Origin of the sequence: Campylobacter concisus (assembly GCF_002913045.1) — a bacterium.
GTDB lineage: Bacteria > Campylobacterota > Campylobacteria > Campylobacterales > Campylobacteraceae > Campylobacter_A > Campylobacter_A concisus_AP.
In genome coordinates, this window is sequence record NZ_PPAF01000004.1 from 68488 (window position 1) to 90100 (window position 21613).

The window sequence follows — 21613 nt, forward strand, 5'->3', positions numbered from 1 at the left end:
TTTTTACTCAAAATAGCTCATTATCTCATATCCGCCATCTTTTAGATAGACATCTTTTGTCATGAGCTTTAAGTCCGATTTCATCATATCATTTACTAGATCTTGAAGATTAAATTCCCTCTTCCAGCCTAGTTTTTTCTCTGCTTTACTCGGATCTCCAAGTAGCAAATCAACCTCCGTTGGTCTAAAATATCTTGGATCTACGCAAACCACAGTTTGTCCGATACTTAAATGTGATATATCTAAATTTAATTCTTTTGCTTTTTCAAAATTTAGTGAGTCAACGACTCCTACCTCATCTACGCCAACCCCTTCAAATCTCAAATTTATGCCAGCATAAGCAAATGCAAATTTTACAAAATCTCTAACTGCTGTTGTTTGTCCAGTTGCTATCACCCAGTCTTCTGGCTCTGGGGCTTGTAGTATCATCCACATCATCTTTACATAATCTTTTGCATGACCCCAGTCTCTTTTGGCGTCTAAATTTCCAAGGTAAAGCTTGTCTTGAAGCCCAAGCGCTATCTTACTAGCTGCCCTTGTGATCTTTCTAGTTACAAATGTCTCACCTCTAACTGGTGATTCGTGATTAAATAATATGCCATTACAAGCAAAAATACCATAAGCCTCTCTATAATTAACCGTTATCCAGTATGCATACATCTTTGCGACTGCATAAGGGCTTCTTGGATAAAATGGTGTAGTCTCACTTTGCGGTGTCTCTTGTACTTTTCCGTAGAGCTCAGAGGTAGATGCCTGATAAATTTTAGTTTTTTTCTCAAGCCCTAGTATCCTTATAGCTTCAAGTAGTCTAAGAGTGCCTGTGCCATCAGCATTTGCGACATATTCTGGAGTTTCAAAGCTTACATGCACGTGGCTCATGGCAGCTAGGTTATAAATTTCATCCGGCTGTACTTCTTGGATGATCCTTGTTAAATTCATAGAGTCCGTCATATCACCATAATGTAAGAAAAAATTTCTATTATCAACGTGTGGATCTTGGTAAAGATGATCTATCCTATCTGTATTAAAAAGACTCGTTCGCCTTTTTACACCATGGACTACATAGCCCTTTTTTAGTAAAAATTCCGCTAAATACGATCCATCTTGACCAGTTATACCAGTTATTAATGCTACTTTTTTATCCATAAATCACCTTTTAAAATCATCGTCTAGGCGAATTATATCATCTTCACCTGTATATTCACCGACCTGAGCTTCTATCAAAACCACAGGAATTTTTCCTTCATTAGACAGCCTATGAACTTCGCCCATTTTTATATAGATAGACTCATTAGGACAAACGAGTCTAGTTGTCTCACCTATCGTAACAGTGGCACTACCTGATAGTACTATCCAGTGCTCATTTCTATGAAAATGCTTTTGTAAGGATAGCCTTTTGCCAGGTTTTACCTCTATTATCTTTATCTTATAACCATCTTGATTTTCAAGGACAGTGTAGCTTCCCCAAGGCCTATTTGTCGTAACATGGGCATTGCAAAGCTCAGAGCTCTCCTCTTTTAAAATTTCCACGACATTTTTTACTTTTTGGCTAGAGGACTTTTTAGATATCAAAAGAGCATCTTTTGTATCAACAACAGTTAGATCATCGACATCTATTAAGGCTATTTTTTTGCCACTAGATAAAACTAGATTGTTGTGAGAATTTATCTGTAAAAGATCACTATTTATTGTATTGCCATTTATATCTTTTGGTAGCTGCTCATCCAAACTATCAAAGCTTCCAAGATCACTCCAAGGTGCATCTAAAGCTACCATTTTTACAATACCAGACTTTTCCATCACAGCATAGTCTATACTATTTTGTGGGATATTTTGCATATCGGTAGTGTCTATTTTAATATCAAATTCGTCTTTTTTTGCATTATCAAAAGCTACTTTACATGCTTCAAGTATCTCAGGAGCAAAAATTTTCATCTGATCCAAGAAAACGCCTGCCTTAAAGACAAACATACCTGAATTCCAGTAGAAATTTTGATCTTTTAGAAATTTCACCGCTCTTTCATAGTCTGGCTTTTCATAAAAAGCCTTCACATCACCATTATAGCTCTCTATATATCCAAATCCCGTCTCAGGCGACCTTGGCTTTATACCAAAAGTAACCAAGAAATTTTGCTCTGCCAGCTCCTTTGCGGCTTTTACGCTTGTGTGATATGCTTTAATATCCTTTATCAAATGATCCGATGGCGTTACTAAAACAATCTCATTTGGATCAAGTGCAAGGCAAGCTAATGTGATCGCTGGTGCAGTATTTCTACCAACTGGCTCAAGCAGATATTTAAAATTTGTAATATTTAAATTTTCTATCTGATCCATCGCCAAGTAGTAATGATCGATATTTGTTATCACGAATGTATTATCACAAATTTTGCTATTTCGTAGTGCAGTTAGCTGAAAAAGTGATCTGTCATCAAATAATTTAATAAATTGTTTTGGCATCAAAGTCCTGCTAATAGGCCACAACCTCGTACCAGAACCACCACATAATAATATATTTGTCATAAATTTTATCTACTTTAAAATGAGCTTAAAAATCTTATATAATTAAAGCTAAAAAAGACTAAGAACTTACTAAAACCATATAAAATATAAGTTTTGATAGCTTTTAAACTATCAAAATACCTCTCTCATCTTATGCGTTAGCTCTAGGCTCGCTTCAATCTCGGCTCTTTTTGCCATTACACTTTCAACATTGACACCAATATTTATACCAAGCTTTTTAGCAAATTCATAAAGCTCTGCAAAATTTTCAAGGCAAATCTGCGATGCTGTAGCTAAAAGATCACCACTCCCAAGCATCCTTTTTTCGCTCTTTTCATCAACGCTTATGCCAAGCCACTTGATAAACTCTAGCGTTTTTGGCGTACCACAAGTCGTAAATGTCAAAATAATAGGCAAATTTAACCCACTTTTTGCCACGCTTGTTAGTAAATTTTTAGCCAAATTTATATCAAAAACCGCCTGTGAGATGAAAAATTTTGCTCCCATTTTGGCCTTTTGGCTCATCCTTTGCTCTTCATCACCCTTTTTAGCGTGCCTCTCAGCTATGCAAACACCACCCACTACAAGCTCTTTAAACTCGTCTCTAGCGATCTCATAAGCACGCTCTAGGCTCATTTTGGGCTCTACTTTACCAGAAGCAACGCCAACAAAAACATTTATATCGCTACTACTTTTGGCTAAATTTGCTCTAAATTCACTCTCATTATATTTATTCGCGACCCTATAAAAGATGCTTGGCGTCTTTAAATTTAGATATTTTGAGTAGTAAATTTCAGGGCTTAATGTATCACTAAATTCAAAAGTTCGCTCGCTTTTTATACGGCTACTTTCATCTTGGATCTCATAAAGCACCAAGCCATCAGCCTGCACGTCCGTGATCCTCTTGTTCCACTTTGCGGCGATCTCTTTAAGCTTCGCCTCGTCAAATTCAGCCTTTGGAGGCGTTAGGCCATAAAGCACTATGCCACTTTCATTGTTTATGATCTTATCTTTTAACATTTTCTAACTTTTTTTGAAATTTAAACGGAGTTTAGCGCCTAGGCTAGCTAGACGCTAAAATTTGGATTATAGACCTCTTACGATCTTGACAGCTTCTACCATGTTTTTAAGGCTTGGCTCGACCTCTTCCCATTTTCTTGTTTTTAGGCCACAATCTGGGTTGATCCAGAGCTGCTCTTTTGGTAAGACTTCAAGCAGAGCTTTGATCTGAGCGACGATCTCCTCGACACTTGGCACACGTGGGCTGTGGATGTCGTAAACGCCAGGTCCGACCTCTTGTTTGTAGCCAACGGCTTTAAAAATTTTAAGTAGCTCGTTGCCACTTCTTGCAGTCTCGATACTAATAACATCAGCGTCCATAGCTTCAATAGTCTTAATAATATCGTTAAATTCAGAGTAGCACATATGTGTGTGGATCTGAGTTTTTGCCTCGGCTGAGCTTACTGAAAGCTTGAAACAATCAACCGCAAATTTCTCATAAGCTGGGATGTTTTCAGCTCTTAGCGGATAGCCTTCTTTAAACGCCGCTTCATCGACTTGGATCACTCTGATGCCTGCATTTTGAAGGTCTGCGATCTCGTCATAGATACAAAGTGCAAGTTGCTTTGCTACCTCACTTCTTGGCAGATCGTCACGCACAAAGCTCCAGTTTAGCATAGTCACAGGACCTGTTAGCATGCCCTTCATTACGTGTTTTGTGATGCTTTGAGCGTATTTCATCCACTTAACAGTCATCGGCTCTGGGCGGCTCACGTCACCAAAGAGAAGTGGTGGCTTGACGCAGCGGCTGCCATAGCTTTGCACCCAGCCATTTTGGCTAAATGCATATCCGCTGATCTGCTCGCCAAAGTACTCAACCATGTCGTTTCTCTCTGGCTCGCCGTGTACCAGTACGTCTAGGCCGATATCTTCTTGGAATCTCACGCAGTGATCGATGTATTTTTTGATGCCTGCTTCATAAGCAGCTGCGTCGATCTCGCCTTTTTTGAAATTTTGGCGAAGTACGCGAAGATCAACTGTTTGAGGGAAGCTGCCTATCGTTGTTGTTGGCAAGATACCGTATTTTAGTGTTTCGCGTTGGATCTTGATGCGGTCTTCAAATTTCTCGTCACGCTCAAATTTACTTAAATTTTTAATGCGGTTTTGAACGCTTTCAGAGTGGATGAGTTTTGAAGTAGCGCGAGTTTTAACAGCATTTTTGTTCTCTTCGTAAATTTTAGCTTCAGCATCATTTAGTTTCTCGCCATTTGCTAGTTTTGTGATGATCTTGATCTCATCAAGCTTCTCAACCGCAAAGCTTAGCCAGCTTTTGATCTCTGGGTTTAAATTCTCTTCATATTTTAATGTATAAGGCACGTGAAGAAGTGAGCATGAAGTGCCGATGTAAAAGTCTTTTCCGCCTATTTTTTCTGAAATTTCACCTACGAGTTTTACTTTCTCATCGATGTTGCTTTTCCAGATGTTTCTACCATCGATCACGCCAGCAAATAGTGTCAAATGGCTATTTTTGATAGTCTCAAGTGCTTCGAAATTTCTCTTGCCGTGAATGAAGTCAAGTGCTATGCCATAAATTTTAGTTTTAGCCACTTCGCTAACTGCCTTGATCGCATGCTCAAAATATGTCGCAAACACGATCTTGATGTTTTTTGCAACGCCTGTTAGCTCGTTATAAACCTTTGTGATAAGTGGCAAAAGGTCGCTTTCGTTTTTGTCAGTTACAAAGATCGGCTCGTCAAACTGCACTAAAATTTCATCATCAAGCTTAGAAATTTGCTCAAGTAGCTTTTTATACTCTCCTACAAGAGAGTCAAGGTGCTTAAATGGGCAGCTGCCGTCAGTCGTCTTTGAAAGAGCCAAAAATGTGATAGGGCCGATCAAATTTACCTTGCCTTTTACGCCGTTAGCCTTCGCCTCTTTGTATTCATTTAAAATTTTGTCCGCTTTTAGGCTAAATTTACTCTCGCTGCTAAGCTCTGGCACGATGTAGTGGTAGTTTGTGTTAAACCACTTTGTCATCTCCATCGCAACGCCATTTTTGTTGCCTCTTGAACAAGCAAAATATTGCTCCAAGCCGCTTAAATTTGCAAACCTTGGAGGCGTAGCGCCAAAAGCGATGATGTTATCAAGCATTAGGTCGTAAAATGAAAAATCATTAACGCTAATGGCCGAAATGCTAGCATCTTGTTGATATTTCCAGTGTCTTTGGCGAAGCGTCTTTGCAGTCTCTTGTAAATTCTCTTCACTAAAGCCCTCTTTGCCAGCCCAAAAACCCTCTAACGCGCGCTTTAACTCTCTTTTCTCTCCGATTCTTGGAAAACCTAAAACATAACTTTTTATCATTTTTATCCTTTTTAAATTTAAATTTACAGACGAAAATTCGCTCTGCGGACTACTATAAAACTGTGTCATGCACAGCAACCTTGAATATTTTTATGCAGGTACAATGGGGCTAGAATTACGAAACCGCTCCCTTATCCCTGCGACCCAAACCCCAGCACGTTCAATGTTGTTGTGCTGCGCACAAGTCTGGGTCACACCACACGCGGTGGATGACACCCGCTTCTTCTTAGACTAAAGTAAAATTTATAAAAAACCCTGCTAAAAAGATCCTTGCCAAATTTCAGGCATTGCTTAGCTTTGCTATTAAAAATGCAGTTACAATGCAGCGGACCTGCTAGCAAAAATGGATTTATCTCAATGTGAAAAAATGTAAAATCATTTAAAAATTTGCGTGATTTTTGAAAATCGCTGATATGTTTTTTGCCGAGATTAATGAGCTTTATGCATGGGACAAGGCATCAGCGTTTTTCCTTTGAGATAAATTTTGTCCGGCATTATAAACGCTCTTTGCCAAATTTTTGTTTAAGGCTTGGGCGCTACTAAATTTCACGCCCAAAATATTTAGTCTTTTTTGCCTTTATTTAGGGATTTTAGCTTAGCATCCATATCAGCTGTAAGCATAGTAAAGACCTTGTTCGTAAGCTCCTGTGTTAAGTCCTTAGCCTCTTGCATTGTCTTTTGGCTAAATTCATTTAAGAGTTTGTCCGCTTTTTTCTTATCTTTTTTATAAAGTTTCACATACTCATCTTCAAATTTAGCCTGTTTTACCGCCAACTCTTTTTCAAATTTAGCGTATGCCTCTTTTACCACTGGCGAATACTTCTCATAGTCAGTCATTACAAGGGTTTGAAGCTTTCTATAAACCCAGTATATCGAAGTGTCATCAGCGTCGTATGAGCCATCTGAGTAGCCTTTTATAAAGCCATCAAGCCCCTCGTAATACGGCAAATAAACGCTAAGATCAGCCATACCAAGAGCGACATAAGTTACGCGTCCAATCTCTTTTGGTAGCCATGGGCGCACCTGCATGACGTGAGACTCGTATGTTCTAAAGACGCTTATAGCGCGGTAGATGTTTTTCTTATCTTCATCTTTACTAGCGTAGTTATCAAACGCAGTGCCGTTGTAGTGGGCTCTCATCGCAGCTTTTAGATCTTCAACACTTAGTTTTTTCTCTGGTTTTAAAAATACTGGGAATTTCTGACCATCGGCGAAGTCTTGTTTTAAGCTTGGGTTAAACATGCTTTGCACCCAGCAAACGCGTGGGTAGTTGTAAGTCACATCTCTTTCATCATCCCTTGTATAAGCCTTTGTGAAGTTAAATTCGCCATCTTTTGCAGGGTCATAAGTCTTGTTATCGATCGCAAATTTAATGACGTCTTTTGCTCCCATGAAATTTGGATCATTCTCTTTATAGTTTTGAAGTCTGCCTTGGTTTGCGGTAACGAAATACTCATCTGGAGCGATCTTTGTGGCGATCCATTTGTGGCCTGTACCTGTTTCAAAGTACCAAAGCTCGTTTGCGTCAATAAATACTACGCCAAAGCCTTCTCCAGCGCCCTTTGTCTCCACTATCTCGCCAAGAAGCTTAACACCCTCTTTTGCACTCTTCATACGTGGCAAAAGCACGTCTGGGATGTCATCTTCTGTGATGCCACTCTCTTCGTTATATGGGTCGATCTTTAAAAGCTCATCTTTTGCGTAAATAGTCTCAGTGCCGCTTAGGCCAACGCCAGCCTCGTTGTAGCCGACCGCTCCGTGAAGTTTTGTATGAGAGTTTGCGATGGTTGTGTATCTCATGCCATCTTTTGGAAGCGGATATGTAAAGTCATTTGCGCCGTCATGTGCCTTTGAGCTATGCATACCAGTTTGGTTTTTCTTTGCTGGATGGATCAAAAAGACTTGTGCCTTTACAGCCTTACTATCTGCACTCCTGGCAACCAGCATGGAGCCGTCGTTTGAAGCTTTATCTCCTACTAAAATGGTAGTGCATGCCAAGCTACTTGTGCCTAAAATCACACTCATAGCGACGATTGATGCAAGAATTTTGCCTTTCATTTTTACTCCTTTAGTAAAATAAAATTTCTTTATGTGATTATACGCCAAATTTAATAAATTAGTTCTATATTTTAAAATCTTTTTAAGTTAAATGTAAATTTATTGCAAATTTTGTCTAAGTGAAATTTAAATTTTCTAAAGGATTTTTCGCTATAATCCAAAACTTACGCAATTGCGTATAAAATTTCAAAAAGGATTAGCATGCCAAAGATGAAAACCGTTCGCGGTGCTGCTAAGCGCTTTAAAGTAGGTAAAAATAAGATAAAAAGAGGCTCTGCTTTTAGAAGCCATATCTTAACAAAAAAACCTAGTAAGCGTATGAGAGATTTGCGTGGCCCACAATACGTGGACAGCACAAATGTCCCAGCCGTTCGCAAAATGCTCGGCGTATAAAGCAGCGTAGTTTTAAGTTTTTGACAAAAAGTCATTCAAACTCCCCCAAATTTAGGGGCAAGACTCACTTCGTGAGCGCCAATTTGTAAAAGGATAAATATGGCAAGAGTAAAAACAGGCGTAGTTAGAAGAAGACGCCATAAGAAAGTTTTAAAGCTAGCACGTGGCTTTTTCAGTGCTAGACATAAACACTTTAGAAAAGCTAAAGAGCAACTAGAGAGAAGTTTAGTTTATGCATACCGCGACAGACGCCAGAAAAAACGCGATTTCAGACGTTTATGGATCGTTCGTATCAACGCAGCTTGCAGACTAAACGACATTAGCTATTCAAGATTTATCAATGGCTTAAACAAAGCTAAGATCGAACTTGATAGAAAAATTTTAGCTGATCTAGCTATGAATGACGCGAAGGCATTTGCGGCACTTGCAAAACAAGCAAAAGATGCTTTGAAATAACACCTTTTCTCCGCTTCGGCGGAGATCTTCTTTTTTTTAAATTTCTATTCAAATTTTTATTAAAATTTATTTTTTGAGATTTTAATTTAGTTATTTTGTATTCAAAATTTAAATAATTGCCACTATAAAATTTTACCTCATCAGCTAGGTGCAAATTTAGTAATATAAATTTGAAAAATTTGCTTATCATTAATAGCCAAACTAGCCAAGAGCAAGTATAAAACTCACCCTAAAAGCTAAATTTCAATACTCGTATCAAAACAGTGTTTCACCGCTCCACTAAATAAAATTTTGCCGTTTTCTAGTCTAAGACCAAGCTCCTCGCCGCTTTTTGGATAGACTTTTAGGCATTGCGCTGCGTTTAAATTTAAAGTAGTGCCGTAAAAGCAAGCCGCCATGCCAGTGCCACAAGCTAGCGTCTCGTCCTCTACGCCCCTTTCGTAGGTTCTAACCTTTAAAACTTCGCCATCAAATTTGGCTAAATTTACATTTGCATTGTATTTTTGACGAAGCGCTTTGCACTCTTTGACGTCAAATTCATCTAAATTTTGCGTGAAATTTACAAGATGTGGCACGCCTGTATCGTAAAAATACCAAGTTTTACCGCCTTCATTTAGTGGCTCGCTTAAAATTTTTGGACTTGTTAGCACAACCTCGATGCACTCATCTTTCACGCTTGCCATCACCTCACCGCTACCAGTTAGCAGAGCAAATTCGCTCGATCTTACAAGGCCGTTTAGATAGGCATATCTAGCGGCCGCACGCGAACCATTGCCACACATCGCAGCGTAGCTTCCGTCGCTGTTGTAAAACTCCCATTTCACACCCTTTTCGTAAGGCAAAAGTACTATTAGCCCGTCAGCTCCTACGCCATTTGTTCGGCTGCAAATTTGCCTTGCTAGCTCGCTTCTATCTTTGTTCAAAAATGTATGAAATATGACAAAATCATTGCCACTAGCGTTGTACTTTGACACTTGCATTATTTTTCCTTTAAAATTACTCTACTTATTTTTGCCAAATTTATATAAACTCAGCCACAAATTTGCCTTAGAAATTTCTCTAGTTCTTGCTCTAAATTTTCTTTATCGCCACTATTATCTATGATGAAATTTGCTTTTTTTCGCTTTTGCTCAATATCTATCTGAAGCTCCACTCTTACTTTTGCTTCTTCTAATTTTAGACCGTTTCGGCTCATTAGGCGGCTTAGCAAAAGCTCTTTTGGTGCGTAAATCACGGCAACATTTTTAAACTCAGCGTAGCGATCCTCTTTTTCAAAAAATAAAGGAATATCGACAAAATAAACCTGCTCCAAATGCTCAAGCTTCGTAGCGCGAGATAAAATTTCTTCCTTTATCTTTGGATGCAAAATTTGCTCTAAAATTTTTAATTTTTTTGGATCATTAAAGACAATGGCACCTAGTTTTTTGCGCTCTATCTTGCCAGTCTCATCTAAAATTTGCTCTCCAAAAAATTTCATTATCTCACATTTACAAATTTCAAGCTGTTCATGAGCGATCACGTCCGCATCAATCACGCTAAAGCCTCGCTCTTTTAGCAAATTTATAGCCGTACTTTTACCGCTAGCAATAGAGCCTGTAATGACATAAGCGTTTGGAAATTTCTGCAAACTCGCTCCATTTTTGAAAATTGATGACAATTTTAGCAACTTTTGGCTAAAGTTTTAAAAAATTACAAAAAAGGGCAAAGATGATAAGCTATAAAGATGCTGGAGTGGATATAGATGCTGGAAATAGCTTTGTTGAGGCGATAAAGCCTTTCGTAAAATCTACACAAACACCAAACGTTATAGGTGGCATTGGGTCATTTTCAGGAGCGGTCAGACTACCAAGCGGATATAAAAATCCAGCCATTTTGGGAGCGACTGATGGCGTTGGCACAAAGCTTCGCCTAGCTATCGACGCTAAGAAATTTGACGGCGTGGGTGAGGATCTAGTCGCAATGTGCGTAAATGATCTCATCTGCAACTTCGCTACACCGCTCTTTTTCCTTGATTACTACGCGACTGCAAAGCTTGAGATAGAGAGTGCCAAAGAGGTGGTAAAAAGTATCGCAAATGGCTGCAAAAAGGCGCAATGCGCACTTATCGGCGGCGAGACAGCGGAGATGCCATCGATGTATGAAAAAGGCGACTTCGATCTTGCTGGATTTGCCGTTGGTATCGCTGAGGCTGATGAGATCGACAGAAGCAAATTTGTAAAAGCTGGTGATATTTTAGTCGCACTTCCAAGCAGTGGCCTGCACTCAAATGGCTTTTCACTAGCAAGAAAAGTGGTAAGCGAGCTTGGACTAAAATTTGATGAAAAAGTAGGTGAGCGAAAGCTCATCGACGTACTTCTTGAGCCAACTAGAATTTACGTGAGCGACTTTTTAAGATTAAAAGATAAGATTACAGCAATGGCGCATATAACTGGCGGCGGCATAGTTGAAAACTTGCCTCGCGTCTTCCCTGCTGGGCTTGGTGCAAAGGTGCAAAAAAGCGCTATAAAAACGCCTGAAATTTTTAAAATCATCGCTCAAAAAGTAGAAGATAGCGAGATGATGAGAACCTTTAACATGGGCGTTGGCATGATCCTAGTTGTGCCTAAAGAAAACGTCGATGCTGCCATAGCTAGCAGCGATGGCTACGTGATCGGCGAAGTTATAAACGGTAAAGGCGTAGAGCTAGTTTAATGCAAGAAAATAGCAAAAAACGCTTGCTAAGGACCGAAGATAAGAGCTTTTTTGATCTTAGCATTTATGAATATATAGGCTGTTTTGGTGTACTAGAAAGCGATATCAAAAAACTTGATTTCTATAATCACTGGTGCAAGGTCTCACGCGCCTCTACTATGCTCTGCGTCACGCATGATAGCGGCGAGAGTGACAACCTAGTCTATCTATATGACTGGGAGAAATTTAGCCGTATCTACATAAATACAGGAAATTGAGTTGGCAAAGCAAAAGGCAAAAATCGCACCTATTTGGGCTAGAGTAAAAGCCTTTATCATCGATCTTTTTATCATCGGTATGCCGATATTTTATGCGACAACATATCTTGTGCTTGATGGCAAAGAGGTATTTTTGCACAACCAAATTGCCATTTTTGGTGCAAATAGCCTGATCTCGCTTATAATATGCCTTTTTTTTAGCATAAAAGCACAAACTCCAGGCTATAAAGCACAAGAAATTTATCTAATAAACCTAAAAACCGGTAGAAAACTAAGCTTTTTTCACACCATCTTGCGCCAAATTTGCTTTGCCTTTGCTGGCTTTAGCATACTTGGACTTTGCCTTTGTTTCTTTAGAAAAGATAAACTAAATCTGCACGACATCATCACTCACTCAGCTGCCGTGCAAAGATCAGAGGGATAAATTTTACTTCGCTCCATGCCAAAGTAGGCGATTTTTGCCAAGTTTTGTATCGATGCTCTCTTTTATGATAGAGCAAATATACTCTTTTGAAAGTTGTATAGACTCCTCTAAGCTCTTGCCCTTTGCTAAAAAGCAAGCAAGTGCAGTTGAGAAGCTACAACCAGTTCCACTCATTACAAGCGGATTAACAAGTGGGGTCTTAAAATTTCTTAGCGAACCATCTTTTTTATAAAGTGTGTCTATACTGCTATCTTTGCTGATATGTTTCTTTACGATAACATCACAAGGCAAATCTTTATAATTATCGCCAAAAAGCACATTTGCCTCATCTAAATTTGGAGTAGTTACTGTAGCTAAGCTCATTAGCTCTTTTAGTTTTGCCACCGCACTATCTTTTATAAGCTTGTGTCCGCTTTTTGAGACGCAAACTGGATCAAGCACTACTTTAGTGTTTTGAGTTAGTAAAAACTCACGCACCACTTCCATAATCTCTTCGCTAAATAACATACCTATCTTAATCGCATCAAAGCTAAATTCTTCCGCAAGCGTATTTAGCTGATCTTTGACAAAACTAGGCTCTAAGCAAACCACGCTTTTTACGGCATCCGTAGTCTCAGCGACCAAAGAAGTTACCGCTGTTGCACTATAACAATTAAGCCTAGCACATGTTTTTATATCTGCTTGAAGCCCAGCTGTGCCACTATTACAAGAGCCTGCGATGATTAGAATTTTTTTCATCGTTTTCCTTTGAAATTTTTGGCTTATTATAGAGGATATTATATAAATTTGAGTTTTTTAAAACAGAAGAAATTTGAGCAAAACGCTCAAATTTATGAAAGTTTATTTAAGTCGTTATCGATATCTATATATATCGTAGTTGCATTAAGATTTGTATGCTCAAAGCTAGGATCTATCATCTGCTTATCGCTCTCTTTATGTTCGTTTATTTTAGCTAAAAAATCATCTTCTCTTAATCCATGCTCATTTGCTAAATTTGGATCTATTTCATTAAAACTAATATTTACGCTAGCCTCATAATTTGGCTCTTCTTGCTCTAAATTGGTTGTACTAAGAATATCATCTACTTTTTCATTTATATGATCTAAAATCGATACATAATCATTGCCAAGAAGCGCTTTAAACAATGCGTCAGTATCTATGCTAGACTCACCAACATCATCGCTTACTACGCTACTGTCTAGCCAAAGAGTATCGTATCCGTTTATTGATATATCTTGTCCATCATTTGCAGTGATTGTAATGCTTGCACTTTCGCTCTCGCCCTTTATAGCCTCTCCGATATATACTTTATCATTTACATCTAAAACTCTTACATGATCATTTTGGTCTATCGCTATAACATCAGATGAAACACTTTTAACTATACCAGCTACTGCTGCCATCTTTATTCCTTATTTTTATTTGTCGGTATTTTAGTATATTTAATTACTTTTGTATATTGTACTATGGTACAAGGTAGCGATAATTCTAAATCATTCAGATTTTGTGATTAAAATATATCCACTCTCACTAATATTTTTAAATTTCACACCAAGCTCACGCTTTAGACGAAGTATCACATTTTGGATAGCCGCCTTGCTAACATCGCTCTCATAGACAAATTCTTCTATCATCTCATAAGTAACTAGCTTATTTAGGTTATAAGCAAATAGCCAAAAAATCTTATTTTGTAAAAAGCTAAGATAAATTTCAATGCCGTTTTTATAAATTTTCTCTCTTTTTAAATTTATACTCACCTCATCGCTTAAATAAACTAGCTTTTCATCTCGTTCAAAACTTAAACTAATAAGCATTGCCCTAAGATCCTTCATATCAATAGGCTTTTTTAAAAAGAGCATCGCCCCTTCCTCCATGCTTTTTATCAAATTTTCATCGCTATCATAAGAGGTAAAGACGATAAATTTTTGGTGCGGCTTTGTGCGCTTCATCTCATTCATCATCTCAAAGCCATTAAGCACTGGCATGTGAATATCGCTCATCACGATATCAAAGCCTTGCTTTTTAAATTTCTCCACGCCATCTTGTCCATTACAAGCACCAATTACCTGCTCGCAATAAGGTTTAAGCCCACTAATAATAAGCTCTCTTGCCATATCGTCATCTTCGACTACCAAGACGGACGTCTTTTTTAAAATTTCTAAGACTTCTTGCATTTTAGTCCTTTAAATTTATATCAAAACTTAGCTCAAACACCGTTGGCTTTGCGTTATTTACGAGTCTTACGTCACCATTTAGCTTTTCTTGCGCTAGCTTTTTAGCAAAATAAAGCCCTATTCCATTTCCTTGCTTTTTGGTAGTATTTAGCCATGTAAAAATTTTCTCGCTCATTTGCTCGCTTACGCCATTTCCATTGTCATAAACTCCGATGTAGCACTTATCTTCAAAGCTCCTAAATTTTATCTCGATGATACGTTTTAGTGGCTCATTTTTGTAGCTTTCGACAAGTGAGTCTTTTGCGTTGTGTATTAGGATTAGTAAAATTTGTTGGATTATGTTTTCTATCTGACGAACTTTTTGTTCATTAAAACCACTAAATTTTACACTAACATTTGCACGACTTAGCTCTGTATGCATGAGAGTTATTAGGTTTTTAACGCTTGTTTGCACCTCAAATTCGCTCACATTTTCAGCGCTTTTGTAAAAATTTCTAAAAATTTCAATAGTACTTGAAAGAAGTTTGACCGAGCTTTGCCCTTTTTCAAGTAAATTTATTAGCTCCTCGTCGCTTAATTTACCTTCCTTTTTTAACATTATGCAAGAGCTTAGCATTAGTTTTAGCGAATTTACAGGTTGAATGAATTGATGATTGATACCACTTATTAGCTCGCCAGCCTCACTCATTTTGGCTCTATGAGTTAGCAATGTTTCATACTCATCTTGTATCTTTTTTATCTTGTTATACATAAAATTATGAAGGATATTTGCCAAAAATGTGAGCGCAACGAAGGCAAAGAGCAAGCTTAGAGCATTCTTTAAAGCTTCTTTTGTTAAAGCTGAAATTTCTTCTTCGTTATTTGTGCCAGCTCCTATGAACCAATTTATCGTTGGTATATCAGCTACTTGGATTAAATTTTGTCCTATTTTTAAGCTTGTAATGTCTTCATCTTTTAAAAACAACTCTTTAAATTTTTCCTCAATCTCTTTTTTTAAAGCAAGATCAGGTATCGATGTTAAAATTTCACCGCTATGAGTCACCAAAAATGAGTAAGAATTTGGCGCAAGGCTAAAATTTTTAATGCTGTTAAAGATATTTTCTATACGCACGACGCCACAAAGCGCTGCTTTAAATTTCGCTTGTTTTGTGACTGGAACGCATAAATTTAGAGTTGAGCCTTTTAAAATTTTATGTTTTTGCATGAAATTTACGCTTGGGGCATTTGTATTTTTTGTCTCAACATACCAGATAAGCCCTGCTCTTTCGCTCTTTGGCATAACTTCTTCTAAAATTTTTTCTCCATCTACAAAAATTTCTCCATCATCCCTTAAAAGCTGCATTAGATCAAATTCTTTCGCGTTTTGCTTAAAGAGCTTTATAAAGCCAGCTATCTTTTCATCGTCATCTACGATGTCTGCATTTTGTATAAATTTTGACGCACGAATGAGTGAATTTATACGCTCATCAAGCCAAATTTGAAAGTTGTTTACGATATTTTTGCTAACTGCTATGTTATTTTTATCAGATAGCTCTATGATTTTCTCTTTGGCGTTGCTGTAAATATTTAGCCCAAGAAGTATTACAAAAAGGCTAGCAAGCAAGATGATGGCGTAGATTTTAATATTTTGTGATTTTAAATTAATACCCATGCGTGCAGTATATCCTAAGTTAGCCCAAATTTGGGCTAACTAAATTTCATTTTAAAAAGGATAAAAGCTTTGAAACGAGCATAAGCGCAAGCACTACAAAACAAACACTAAACCCAAGCAGCGTGCAATCAGCCATCGACATAAATTTAGATGATGGCACAAGATACCAGCCATCAGCGTAAAGATCAACTATTCTCTTTTGTAGATCGCTTAGCACCGCACCATCAGGCACCATAGGACTGTCATATCCGCAGTCGCCTGTTGGCATAAACCAGTCAGGCGCCAACTTTTCAAGCGGCAAACCAAATGGATAGTGTGGCTCAGTCGAGCAGCCCTGCACGCCAAAAGGATCATCGCCATGCACCGCATCGTGAATTTTAGCTAGCTTTACGCTATACATTATGCCCTGCACCGCTCCCCAAAAGGCAAAGACGTAGCCAACTAGGGCAAAGAGCAATTTTTTTGGATTTATGATAGCGATCGCGCCGCCAAGTGCCATACATAAAAATGCAAAACGTATATAGACGCACTGCTCGCAAGGAGGCATATAAGCGTAGTTTTGAAAGAGCGAGTGCGCGATAACGACAAGCACGACGCTCACAAAGACTAAGATCGCCCAAGAGATGCGTGAGTCTTGAAATTTAGCCATTTTTTTAAAAAAGCTCATGTGACGCCTTATTTTTTAAGAAGCTCTTCAATGAGTGCTGCCATGCCATCAAGCGAGCTGATCGATTTTGTCATGATGAGATATTTGCCATTTACGACAAATGCTGGCACGCCTTGAATTTTAGCCACGTCATAGCTCTCATCCCACTTTTTAAGCAGCTCAGTCACTTTTGGATTAGCTAGCTCTTTTTCATAATCAGCCTTGCTAACGCCAGCTGCCTCAAGACCAGTCTTTAAAAAACCCTCAGCGTCTTTGCCATCACTCCAGCGCTCTTTTTTGTCGTGATAAGCCTTGTAGTAGGCAAATTTAGCCTTTTTAAATAGCGAATTTTCATCAAATAAGCCGACACCTTTTGCCTCATCCATAACGATAAGCACGGCAAAAACCTTACTCGCAACCTCGCCATAATCGCCCTTTGTCTTTAGGTGAAATGGCTCGTATTTTAGTCCAGGGATTTTCTCAACTACCTTTGGAGTGACGCTCTTGTCGTACTTGTAGCAAAATGGGCAAGCGTAGCTAAAAATTTTAACTAGCGTATTTTGTCCCACACTTAGTGGCTTTTCAAGCTTGACGTAGTCCTCACCCTCACTAAATGCACTAGCACTAATCGCTCCAGCCACCGCAACAGCAAAGATAGCCTTGCTAAATTTAGATAGAAAACTCATAACAATCTCCTTTAGATGATTTATTTTGAGTTATTCTACAACCAAGCTCAACCGCAAATTTAACGCTAGAATAAATTTTGGCTGAAATTTATAAGATATTGCATTGATTAAAAATTTAATTTTTGCTAGAGCTTATCTCATTTATTGCTGATAATGCGTTTAAAGCACTCGGATAGCCTATAAATGGTATAAGTGTCGTAACAACGCTTATTAGTTTAGCTCTATCGTTGCCGATGCCAAAATTTGCAGCAATGTGCCCTAAAAGCTGTGGTTTTGCAAAGCCAAGAGTCGTGATGTAGACAAATGTCAAAAGCTCTCTAAGCTCTAAGCTAAGCCCATCTCTTGCATAAAAATCACCAAAGCAGTTTTGCGATAAAAACTCCATTATATGTTTTTGATCATTTGGCATTGATGCGATAAATTTATCAACCGCTGGGAAAAGTTTTCTTTGTATATCAAGGCCTCGTTCACCTCTGCCTTCTCTTGATTTTTTAGGCATATTTTCAAGCTCTATGTAGCGCTCATTAAAAATTTCATCAGCTAAAAATATATAATCTTCTACTTTGCCAAGCCCAGCATAAGGCACTGCTTGATATAAAATTTCTCTTATCTCTTTTGCTGATATGCCTACATTTAAAGCAGCCCTAACGAAGCTTTTAAATGAGCTTTTTGCACCTTTGCTCACGCAAAGAGAGGCGATGATAACCGAAAGTCTTGTTTTTTCATCAATATTTATCACTTCACTAATATCGCCTAAAAAATTTAAATAATCCTCTAAAAAGCTAGCGTTGCTCTCTTCAAGCTCACTTTTTGAATCAAACCAATTTTCATAAATTTTCTTTGCATTGTAAGTTAGTGTCATAAGTTTTGCTCCATTGTTTGGGGCTGATTATAAGTGCTAAAGCGTAAATGCTAGCTTAATGTCCAAAAAGGCAAAATTTTTAATATAAATTTAGATTTTAAGCCATTATAAAGTTTATCGTGATTTTTATGTTATAAGGTTTTATTACAATTACGAAGGACGCAATATTTTTTATTACTCCTTTTACCTATTTTAAACCTTGGGCGTTCCAAGGCTTTTTCTAAATTTTATAAGCTTTATGAGTAGAGTTTATAAAATTTATCCAAAGGAGATGTTATGAAAAAGACTTTGAGTTGTGTTGCGCTAGCTTCTATGCTTTGCTCAAGCGCTTTTGCGATAGGCGGTCCAAGCGGGGCTAAACTAGACTATGCTATCACTGGGCAAATAGGCGAAGTAGTGGTAAATCCTTACGACACTGCTCCACTTACAGCAGTCATCAAAAATGGCGGCTACACATTAAGTAATGCAAAAGTAACGATTGTACCAAAACAAGGCGGTCAGGTGATAAGCTACAAAGTGGCTGATAAGCATCTTCGCACACATGGTGGCATACCTGTTTTTGGAATGTATCCTGACTATCAAAACACCGTTGAAGTCGAGTACGACAAGAGCTATAAAGGCAAGACTGAACACATAAAAGAGAGCTATAAAATTTACGCTCCAGCTATCTATCTAGAGAGTGCTGGCACGCCAAATCAAAAGGGCGCACTATTTGACAAGATCGAGGTTACTAAGCCTGCGAGCGCTAAATTTGCTAACCGCCTCTACTACGTAAATAACTTCGTAAATAAAACAGGCAAGGGCACAAAAGTCGTTTGGAACAACCCAGCTGGCGGTGCGATCGAGTGGAACTATAGCCCAAATAACTTCATCCTTGATACAAAAGGCGAGGTTAGATGGTACCTTGAGCCAAGCAAAATTTACGATCTAAAACAGCCATTTCACGCTGGCGTAATGATGGGCTTTAAGCAAAATGACGATGGCGCTATGACTTGGGGATATGGTCAAAGATACGCAAAATACGACATCATGGGTAGAGAAATTTTCAACCGCGAGCTACCAGCTAGCTACAACGACTTCTCTCACTCAATGGATGTAGCACAAAACGGACACTATTTCTTGCGCGTGGCAAATGCTGACTATAAAAGAGCTGATGGCAAAAACGTAAGAACAGTGCGTGACGTGATCGTTGAGCTTGATCGTGATGGTAATGTAGTTGATGACTTTAGACTATATGAAATCCTAGATCCTTACCGCGACATCGTGCTAAAAACGCTTGATCAAGGTGCGGTTTGCTTAAACATAGACGCTAAAAAAGCAGGCCACACAGCAAGCTCTGATGAGCTTCAGTCTATGGATACGCACGATAAATGGGGCGACATAGTTGGCGCTGGTCCGGGACGCAACTGGGCGCATGTAAATAGCGTGGATTACGACCCAAGCGATGATAGTATCATCATCTCAAGCCGCCACCAAGACGCAGTCATCAAGATCGGCCGTGATAAACAAGTAAAATGGATCATGGGTGCTCACAAGGGTTGGAGCGATAAATTTAAAGATAAACTCCTTCAGCCAGTTGATAGCAAAGGCAACAAAATAGTCTGCGAAGATGAATACTCAAAATGCCCAGGATACGAGAGCGACAAAGGTGGCTTTGACTGGCAATGGACGCAACATACTGCATTTAGGATAGATAGCAAGTCTAAAAAAGGCGAAATTTATCTAAGTGTCTTTGACAATGGCGACACAAGGGGCATGGAGCAACCAGCCATCGCTGGCATGAAATACTCTCGCGCAGTCGTTTATAAGATCGATGAAAAGAAAAAGACTGTTGAGCAAATTTGGGAGTACGGCAAAGAGCGTGGCAAAGAGTGGTACAGCTCAGTTACTAGCCTTACGCAGTATCAAGATGACCTTGATAGCGTGATGGTCTACTCAGCCGTTGCTGGCATGCAGTTTGACATCGCCAAAGGTCGCCCAGTAGGACTTCCTAGCCCACATATAGATGAGTTTGAGTGGGGCGCAAAAGAGCCTGGCATCGAGATAAAAATGACAAATGCGATGGGCTATCAGGCATTTCCATTTAGCTTGCAAAAAGCTTTTGAGAAATAATCTCTCTTTTCTCCCTTTTTTGCCAAGTGCAAGAAGGGGAGTTCTTGCTATAAATTTAATCTATCAATAACAGATAAAAATCCACATTCGCTCATAAATTTTAAAGCTCTAAATTAGAAATTTATATTGTAAGGATATTGTTTATTAAGGCGATAACATATAGGATTAGTACTTATATATAAAAATATATATTTAACATAAGGAGAAAAAATGAAAAAATTTTTCATGGCTTTAATAGTGTTGTTTGCAGGCCTTTTGCTTAATGCAGCTGAGTTTAGAGATGTCAAAGATATCACTGGCGACGTCGTAAAAGTTCCCGCAAAAGTAGAAAAAATCGCTACGCTTTGGTATGCGAATAATCAAATCATATTAATGCTAGGCGGCGCGGACAAGATAGTAGTGACCACCGATCTAATCAAAAACAACAAATGGTTTGCGCACGTTTATCCTAGAATTTCAGGCATCCCAAACGGCATAAACGGCAAAGATTTACAAGTAGAAGAGCTGATTAAACTAAGCCCAGACATCGTCATAGCCACCGATAAAAAGAACAAAGAAGAGCTAACCAAAAACGGCTTTACCGTGCTTTATCCGTCATTTACGAATCATGCGGATATGAAAAAAGCGTATCTATAATGGCTGAGATCATAGGCGGCGACGCGCCGAAGATCGCTTAAAAATTTAACGAATATTTTGACGGCAACCTAAAAAGAGTGCTAAGCAAAACGGATAAGATCGCTGAGTCAGATAGACCAAAAGTACTCCACATAGCAGACGGCAAGAATTTATTTAAGGTTGATGGTACAAATACGATCATAGACGAGTGGATAAGAGTCGCAGGTGGTCAAAATGCGGTTCAAAAAGCCGGCAATATGCTTGAAATCAATGCTGAAGAGATACCAAATATGAACCCTAATGTCATCATCATAGGCAGAGCCAAAGCTCCCGAAATTTTACAAAAGATATACGAAAATCCTATCTACGCAGATACTAACGCTGTAAAAAATAAAAGAGTTTACGTAAATCCAACTGGCGTTTTTAGCTGGGATAGATACGGAGCCGAGGGAGCTTTGCAAATTTTATGGGCAGCTAAGATTACATCCTGAAATTTTTAAAGATATAGATATAGCAGCTGAAACGAAGAAATTTTATAAAGAATTTTTACACTATGAGCTAAGCGATGATGAAGTAAATTACATCTTAAATGGCTTAGACCCAACTGGAAAATAATTTGTCCTTACGGCGGTAAATTTATCTACATTTGCCGATAAATTTTAATCCATTTTTAGCCTTTGCTTATCATCCAGACTTACTGATTTATATACACTAACTACTTAAATAACT

General features: G+C 38.5%; 20 protein-coding genes and 1 pseudogene. 7 read left to right on the forward strand and 14 right to left on the reverse strand.

Going from position 1 to position 21613, the window contains the following annotated elements; all coding sequences use genetic code 11:
- Positions 1-3: 3 nt before the first annotated feature.
- The 5 genes from gmd to CYP43_RS00445 all read right to left on the reverse strand — a co-directional run bounded on the left by gmd (position 4) and on the right by CYP43_RS00445 (position 7917).
- Positions 4-1146: a GDP-mannose 4,6-dehydratase gene (gene gmd, locus CYP43_RS00420; RefSeq protein ID WP_103582088.1), complete on the reverse strand. Its 1143-nt coding sequence runs from the start codon at positions 1144-1146 to the stop codon at positions 4-6.
- A gap of 3 nt (positions 1147-1149) precedes the next feature.
- Complete coding sequence (locus CYP43_RS00425) at positions 1150-2520, reverse strand: mannose-1-phosphate guanylyltransferase/mannose-6-phosphate isomerase (protein WP_103582089.1); 1371 nt, start codon at positions 2518-2520, stop codon at positions 1150-1152.
- 111 nt (positions 2521-2631) lie between these two features.
- Positions 2632-3519 (reverse strand): DNA-binding protein, encoded by an 888-nt coding sequence (locus tag CYP43_RS00430; protein WP_103582090.1) that lies wholly within the window; start codon positions 3517-3519, stop codon positions 2632-2634.
- Positions 3520-3585: 66 nt separating this feature from the next.
- The gene (gene metE, locus CYP43_RS00435; RefSeq protein WP_103582091.1) at positions 3586-5859 is read right to left on the reverse strand and encodes a 5-methyltetrahydropteroyltriglutamate--homocysteine S-methyltransferase; all 2274 of its coding nucleotides are present in this window, start codon (positions 5857-5859) and stop codon (positions 3586-3588) included.
- A gap of 561 nt (positions 5860-6420) precedes the next feature.
- Positions 6421-7917 (reverse strand): C69 family dipeptidase, encoded by a 1497-nt coding sequence (locus CYP43_RS00445; protein WP_103582092.1) that lies wholly within the window; start codon positions 7915-7917, stop codon positions 6421-6423.
- A 201-nt stretch (positions 7918-8118) separates the two neighbouring features.
- Between CYP43_RS00445 and rpmI the strand changes: the two genes are divergently transcribed.
- Positions 8119-8310, forward strand: coding sequence for a 50S ribosomal protein L35 (rpmI, locus tag CYP43_RS00450; RefSeq protein WP_012000969.1), 192 nt, complete (start codon positions 8119-8121; stop codon positions 8308-8310).
- Positions 8311-8409: 99 nt separating this feature from the next.
- Entirely contained in the window at positions 8410-8766 is a 357-nt protein-coding gene (gene rplT, locus CYP43_RS00455) for a 50S ribosomal protein L20 (RefSeq protein WP_004317321.1), read from the forward strand.
- 236 nt (positions 8767-9002) lie between these two features.
- On the opposite strand, the gene dapF is transcribed toward rplT, so the two are convergent.
- Together dapF and coaE are read right to left on the reverse strand one after the other, a co-directional pair.
- Complete coding sequence (gene dapF / locus CYP43_RS00460; RefSeq protein ID WP_103582093.1) at positions 9003-9746, reverse strand: diaminopimelate epimerase; 744 nt, start codon at positions 9744-9746, stop codon at positions 9003-9005.
- Positions 9747-9796: 50 nt separating this feature from the next.
- Positions 9797-10393: a dephospho-CoA kinase gene (gene coaE, locus CYP43_RS00465; RefSeq protein ID WP_103582094.1), complete on the reverse strand. Its 597-nt coding sequence runs from the start codon at positions 10391-10393 to the stop codon at positions 9797-9799.
- A gap of 80 nt (positions 10394-10473) precedes the next feature.
- Here coaE and purM point away from each other — a divergent pair, with 80 nt between their 5' ends.
- From purM to CYP43_RS00480, 3 genes are read left to right on the forward strand one after another with little or no spacing between them, the layout of a single operon-like run.
- Positions 10474-11457, forward strand: a complete 984-nt coding sequence (purM, locus tag CYP43_RS00470) for a phosphoribosylformylglycinamidine cyclo-ligase (RefSeq protein ID WP_103582095.1) — start codon at positions 10474-10476, stop codon at positions 11455-11457.
- On the forward strand, positions 11457-11714 hold the full coding sequence (locus CYP43_RS00475; RefSeq protein ID WP_103582096.1) for a hypothetical protein: 258 nt from the start codon (positions 11457-11459) through the stop codon (positions 11712-11714). The genes purM and CYP43_RS00475 overlap by 1 nt, the downstream gene beginning before the upstream one ends.
- A gap of 1 nt (position 11715) precedes the next feature.
- Complete coding sequence (locus CYP43_RS00480; protein WP_103582097.1) at positions 11716-12138, forward strand: RDD family protein; 423 nt, start codon at positions 11716-11718, stop codon at positions 12136-12138.
- Positions 12139-12141: 3 nt separating this feature from the next.
- Here CYP43_RS00480 and CYP43_RS00485 read toward each other — a convergent pair whose 3' ends face one another.
- The 7 genes from CYP43_RS00485 to CYP43_RS00515 all read right to left on the reverse strand — a co-directional run bounded on the left by CYP43_RS00485 (position 12142) and on the right by CYP43_RS00515 (position 18157).
- A complete protein-coding gene (locus CYP43_RS00485; RefSeq protein ID WP_103582098.1) occupies positions 12142-12876 on the reverse strand; it encodes a hydroxymethylpyrimidine/phosphomethylpyrimidine kinase in 735 nt (244 codons plus the stop codon).
- A 92-nt stretch (positions 12877-12968) separates the two neighbouring features.
- A complete protein-coding gene (locus CYP43_RS00490) occupies positions 12969-13541 on the reverse strand; it encodes a hypothetical protein (RefSeq protein ID WP_103582099.1) in 573 nt (190 codons plus the stop codon).
- A gap of 90 nt (positions 13542-13631) precedes the next feature.
- Positions 13632-14312: a response regulator transcription factor gene (locus tag CYP43_RS00495; protein WP_021090255.1), complete on the reverse strand. Its 681-nt coding sequence runs from the start codon at positions 14310-14312 to the stop codon at positions 13632-13634.
- Between the two features lies 1 nt (position 14313).
- Positions 14314-15963, reverse strand: a complete 1650-nt coding sequence (locus CYP43_RS00500; protein WP_103582100.1) for a sensor histidine kinase — start codon at positions 15961-15963, stop codon at positions 14314-14316.
- Positions 15964-16009: 46 nt separating this feature from the next.
- Complete coding sequence (dsbI, locus tag CYP43_RS00505; RefSeq protein WP_103582101.1) at positions 16010-16630, reverse strand: protein-disulfide oxidoreductase DsbI; 621 nt, start codon at positions 16628-16630, stop codon at positions 16010-16012.
- Between the two features lie 8 nt (positions 16631-16638).
- Entirely contained in the window at positions 16639-17295 is a 657-nt protein-coding gene (locus CYP43_RS00510) for a thiol:disulfide interchange protein DsbA/DsbL (protein ID WP_103582102.1), read from the reverse strand.
- Positions 17296-17410: 115 nt separating this feature from the next.
- Positions 17411-18157 carry a carboxymuconolactone decarboxylase family protein gene (locus tag CYP43_RS00515; RefSeq protein WP_103582103.1) on the reverse strand — a complete coding sequence of 249 codons (747 nt, stop codon included), beginning with the start codon at positions 18155-18157 and terminating at the stop codon, positions 17411-17413.
- A gap of 276 nt (positions 18158-18433) precedes the next feature.
- Between CYP43_RS00515 and CYP43_RS00520 the strand changes: the two genes are divergently transcribed.
- Positions 18434-20269 (forward strand): aryl-sulfate sulfotransferase, encoded by a 1836-nt coding sequence (locus CYP43_RS00520; RefSeq protein ID WP_103582104.1) that lies wholly within the window; start codon positions 18434-18436, stop codon positions 20267-20269.
- Between the two features lie 210 nt (positions 20270-20479).
- Positions 20480-21499, forward strand: a pseudogene (locus CYP43_RS00525) (ABC transporter substrate-binding protein).
- Positions 21500-21613: the final 114 nt, after the last annotated feature.

What these genes read in the sequence shown, in the direction of transcription:
- CYP43_RS00520 (WP_103582104.1), top strand. Translation starts at nt 18,434, where the DNA reads ATGAAAAAGACTTTGAGTTGTGTTGCGCTAGCTTCTATGCTTTGCTCA.
- CYP43_RS00500 (WP_103582100.1), bottom strand. Translation starts at nt 15,963, where the DNA reads ATGGGTATTAATTTAAAATCACAAAATATTAAAATCTACGCCATCATC.
- CYP43_RS00430 (WP_103582090.1), bottom strand. Translation starts at nt 3,519, where the DNA reads ATGTTAAAAGATAAGATCATAAACAATGAAAGTGGCATAGTGCTTTAT.
- CYP43_RS00515 (WP_103582103.1), bottom strand. Translation starts at nt 18,157, where the DNA reads ATGACACTAACTTACAATGCAAAGAAAATTTATGAAAATTGGTTTGAT.
- CYP43_RS00495 (WP_021090255.1), bottom strand. Translation starts at nt 14,312, where the DNA reads ATGCAAGAAGTCTTAGAAATTTTAAAAAAGACGTCCGTCTTGGTAGTC.
- dapF (WP_103582093.1), bottom strand. Translation starts at nt 9,746, where the DNA reads ATGCAAGTGTCAAAGTACAACGCTAGTGGCAATGATTTTGTCATATTT.
- gmd (WP_103582088.1), bottom strand. Translation starts at nt 1,146, where the DNA reads ATGGATAAAAAAGTAGCATTAATAACTGGTATAACTGGTCAAGATGGA.
- rplT (WP_004317321.1), top strand. Translation starts at nt 8,410, where the DNA reads ATGGCAAGAGTAAAAACAGGCGTAGTTAGAAGAAGACGCCATAAGAAA.
- purM (WP_103582095.1), top strand. Translation starts at nt 10,474, where the DNA reads ATGATAAGCTATAAAGATGCTGGAGTGGATATAGATGCTGGAAATAGC.
- CYP43_RS00445 (WP_103582092.1), bottom strand. Translation starts at nt 7,917, where the DNA reads ATGAAAGGCAAAATTCTTGCATCAATCGTCGCTATGAGTGTGATTTTA.
- CYP43_RS00425 (WP_103582089.1), bottom strand. Translation starts at nt 2,520, where the DNA reads ATGACAAATATATTATTATGTGGTGGTTCTGGTACGAGGTTGTGGCCT.
- CYP43_RS00490 (WP_103582099.1), bottom strand. Translation starts at nt 13,541, where the DNA reads ATGGCAGCAGTAGCTGGTATAGTTAAAAGTGTTTCATCTGATGTTATA.
- CYP43_RS00510 (WP_103582102.1), bottom strand. Translation starts at nt 17,295, where the DNA reads ATGAGTTTTCTATCTAAATTTAGCAAGGCTATCTTTGCTGTTGCGGTG.
- CYP43_RS00475 (WP_103582096.1), top strand. Translation starts at nt 11,457, where the DNA reads ATGCAAGAAAATAGCAAAAAACGCTTGCTAAGGACCGAAGATAAGAGC.
- metE (WP_103582091.1), bottom strand. Translation starts at nt 5,859, where the DNA reads ATGATAAAAAGTTATGTTTTAGGTTTTCCAAGAATCGGAGAGAAAAGA.
- dsbI (WP_103582101.1), bottom strand. Translation starts at nt 16,630, where the DNA reads ATGAGCTTTTTTAAAAAAATGGCTAAATTTCAAGACTCACGCATCTCT.
- rpmI (WP_012000969.1), top strand. Translation starts at nt 8,119, where the DNA reads ATGCCAAAGATGAAAACCGTTCGCGGTGCTGCTAAGCGCTTTAAAGTA.
- CYP43_RS00485 (WP_103582098.1), bottom strand. Translation starts at nt 12,876, where the DNA reads ATGAAAAAAATTCTAATCATCGCAGGCTCTTGTAATAGTGGCACAGCT.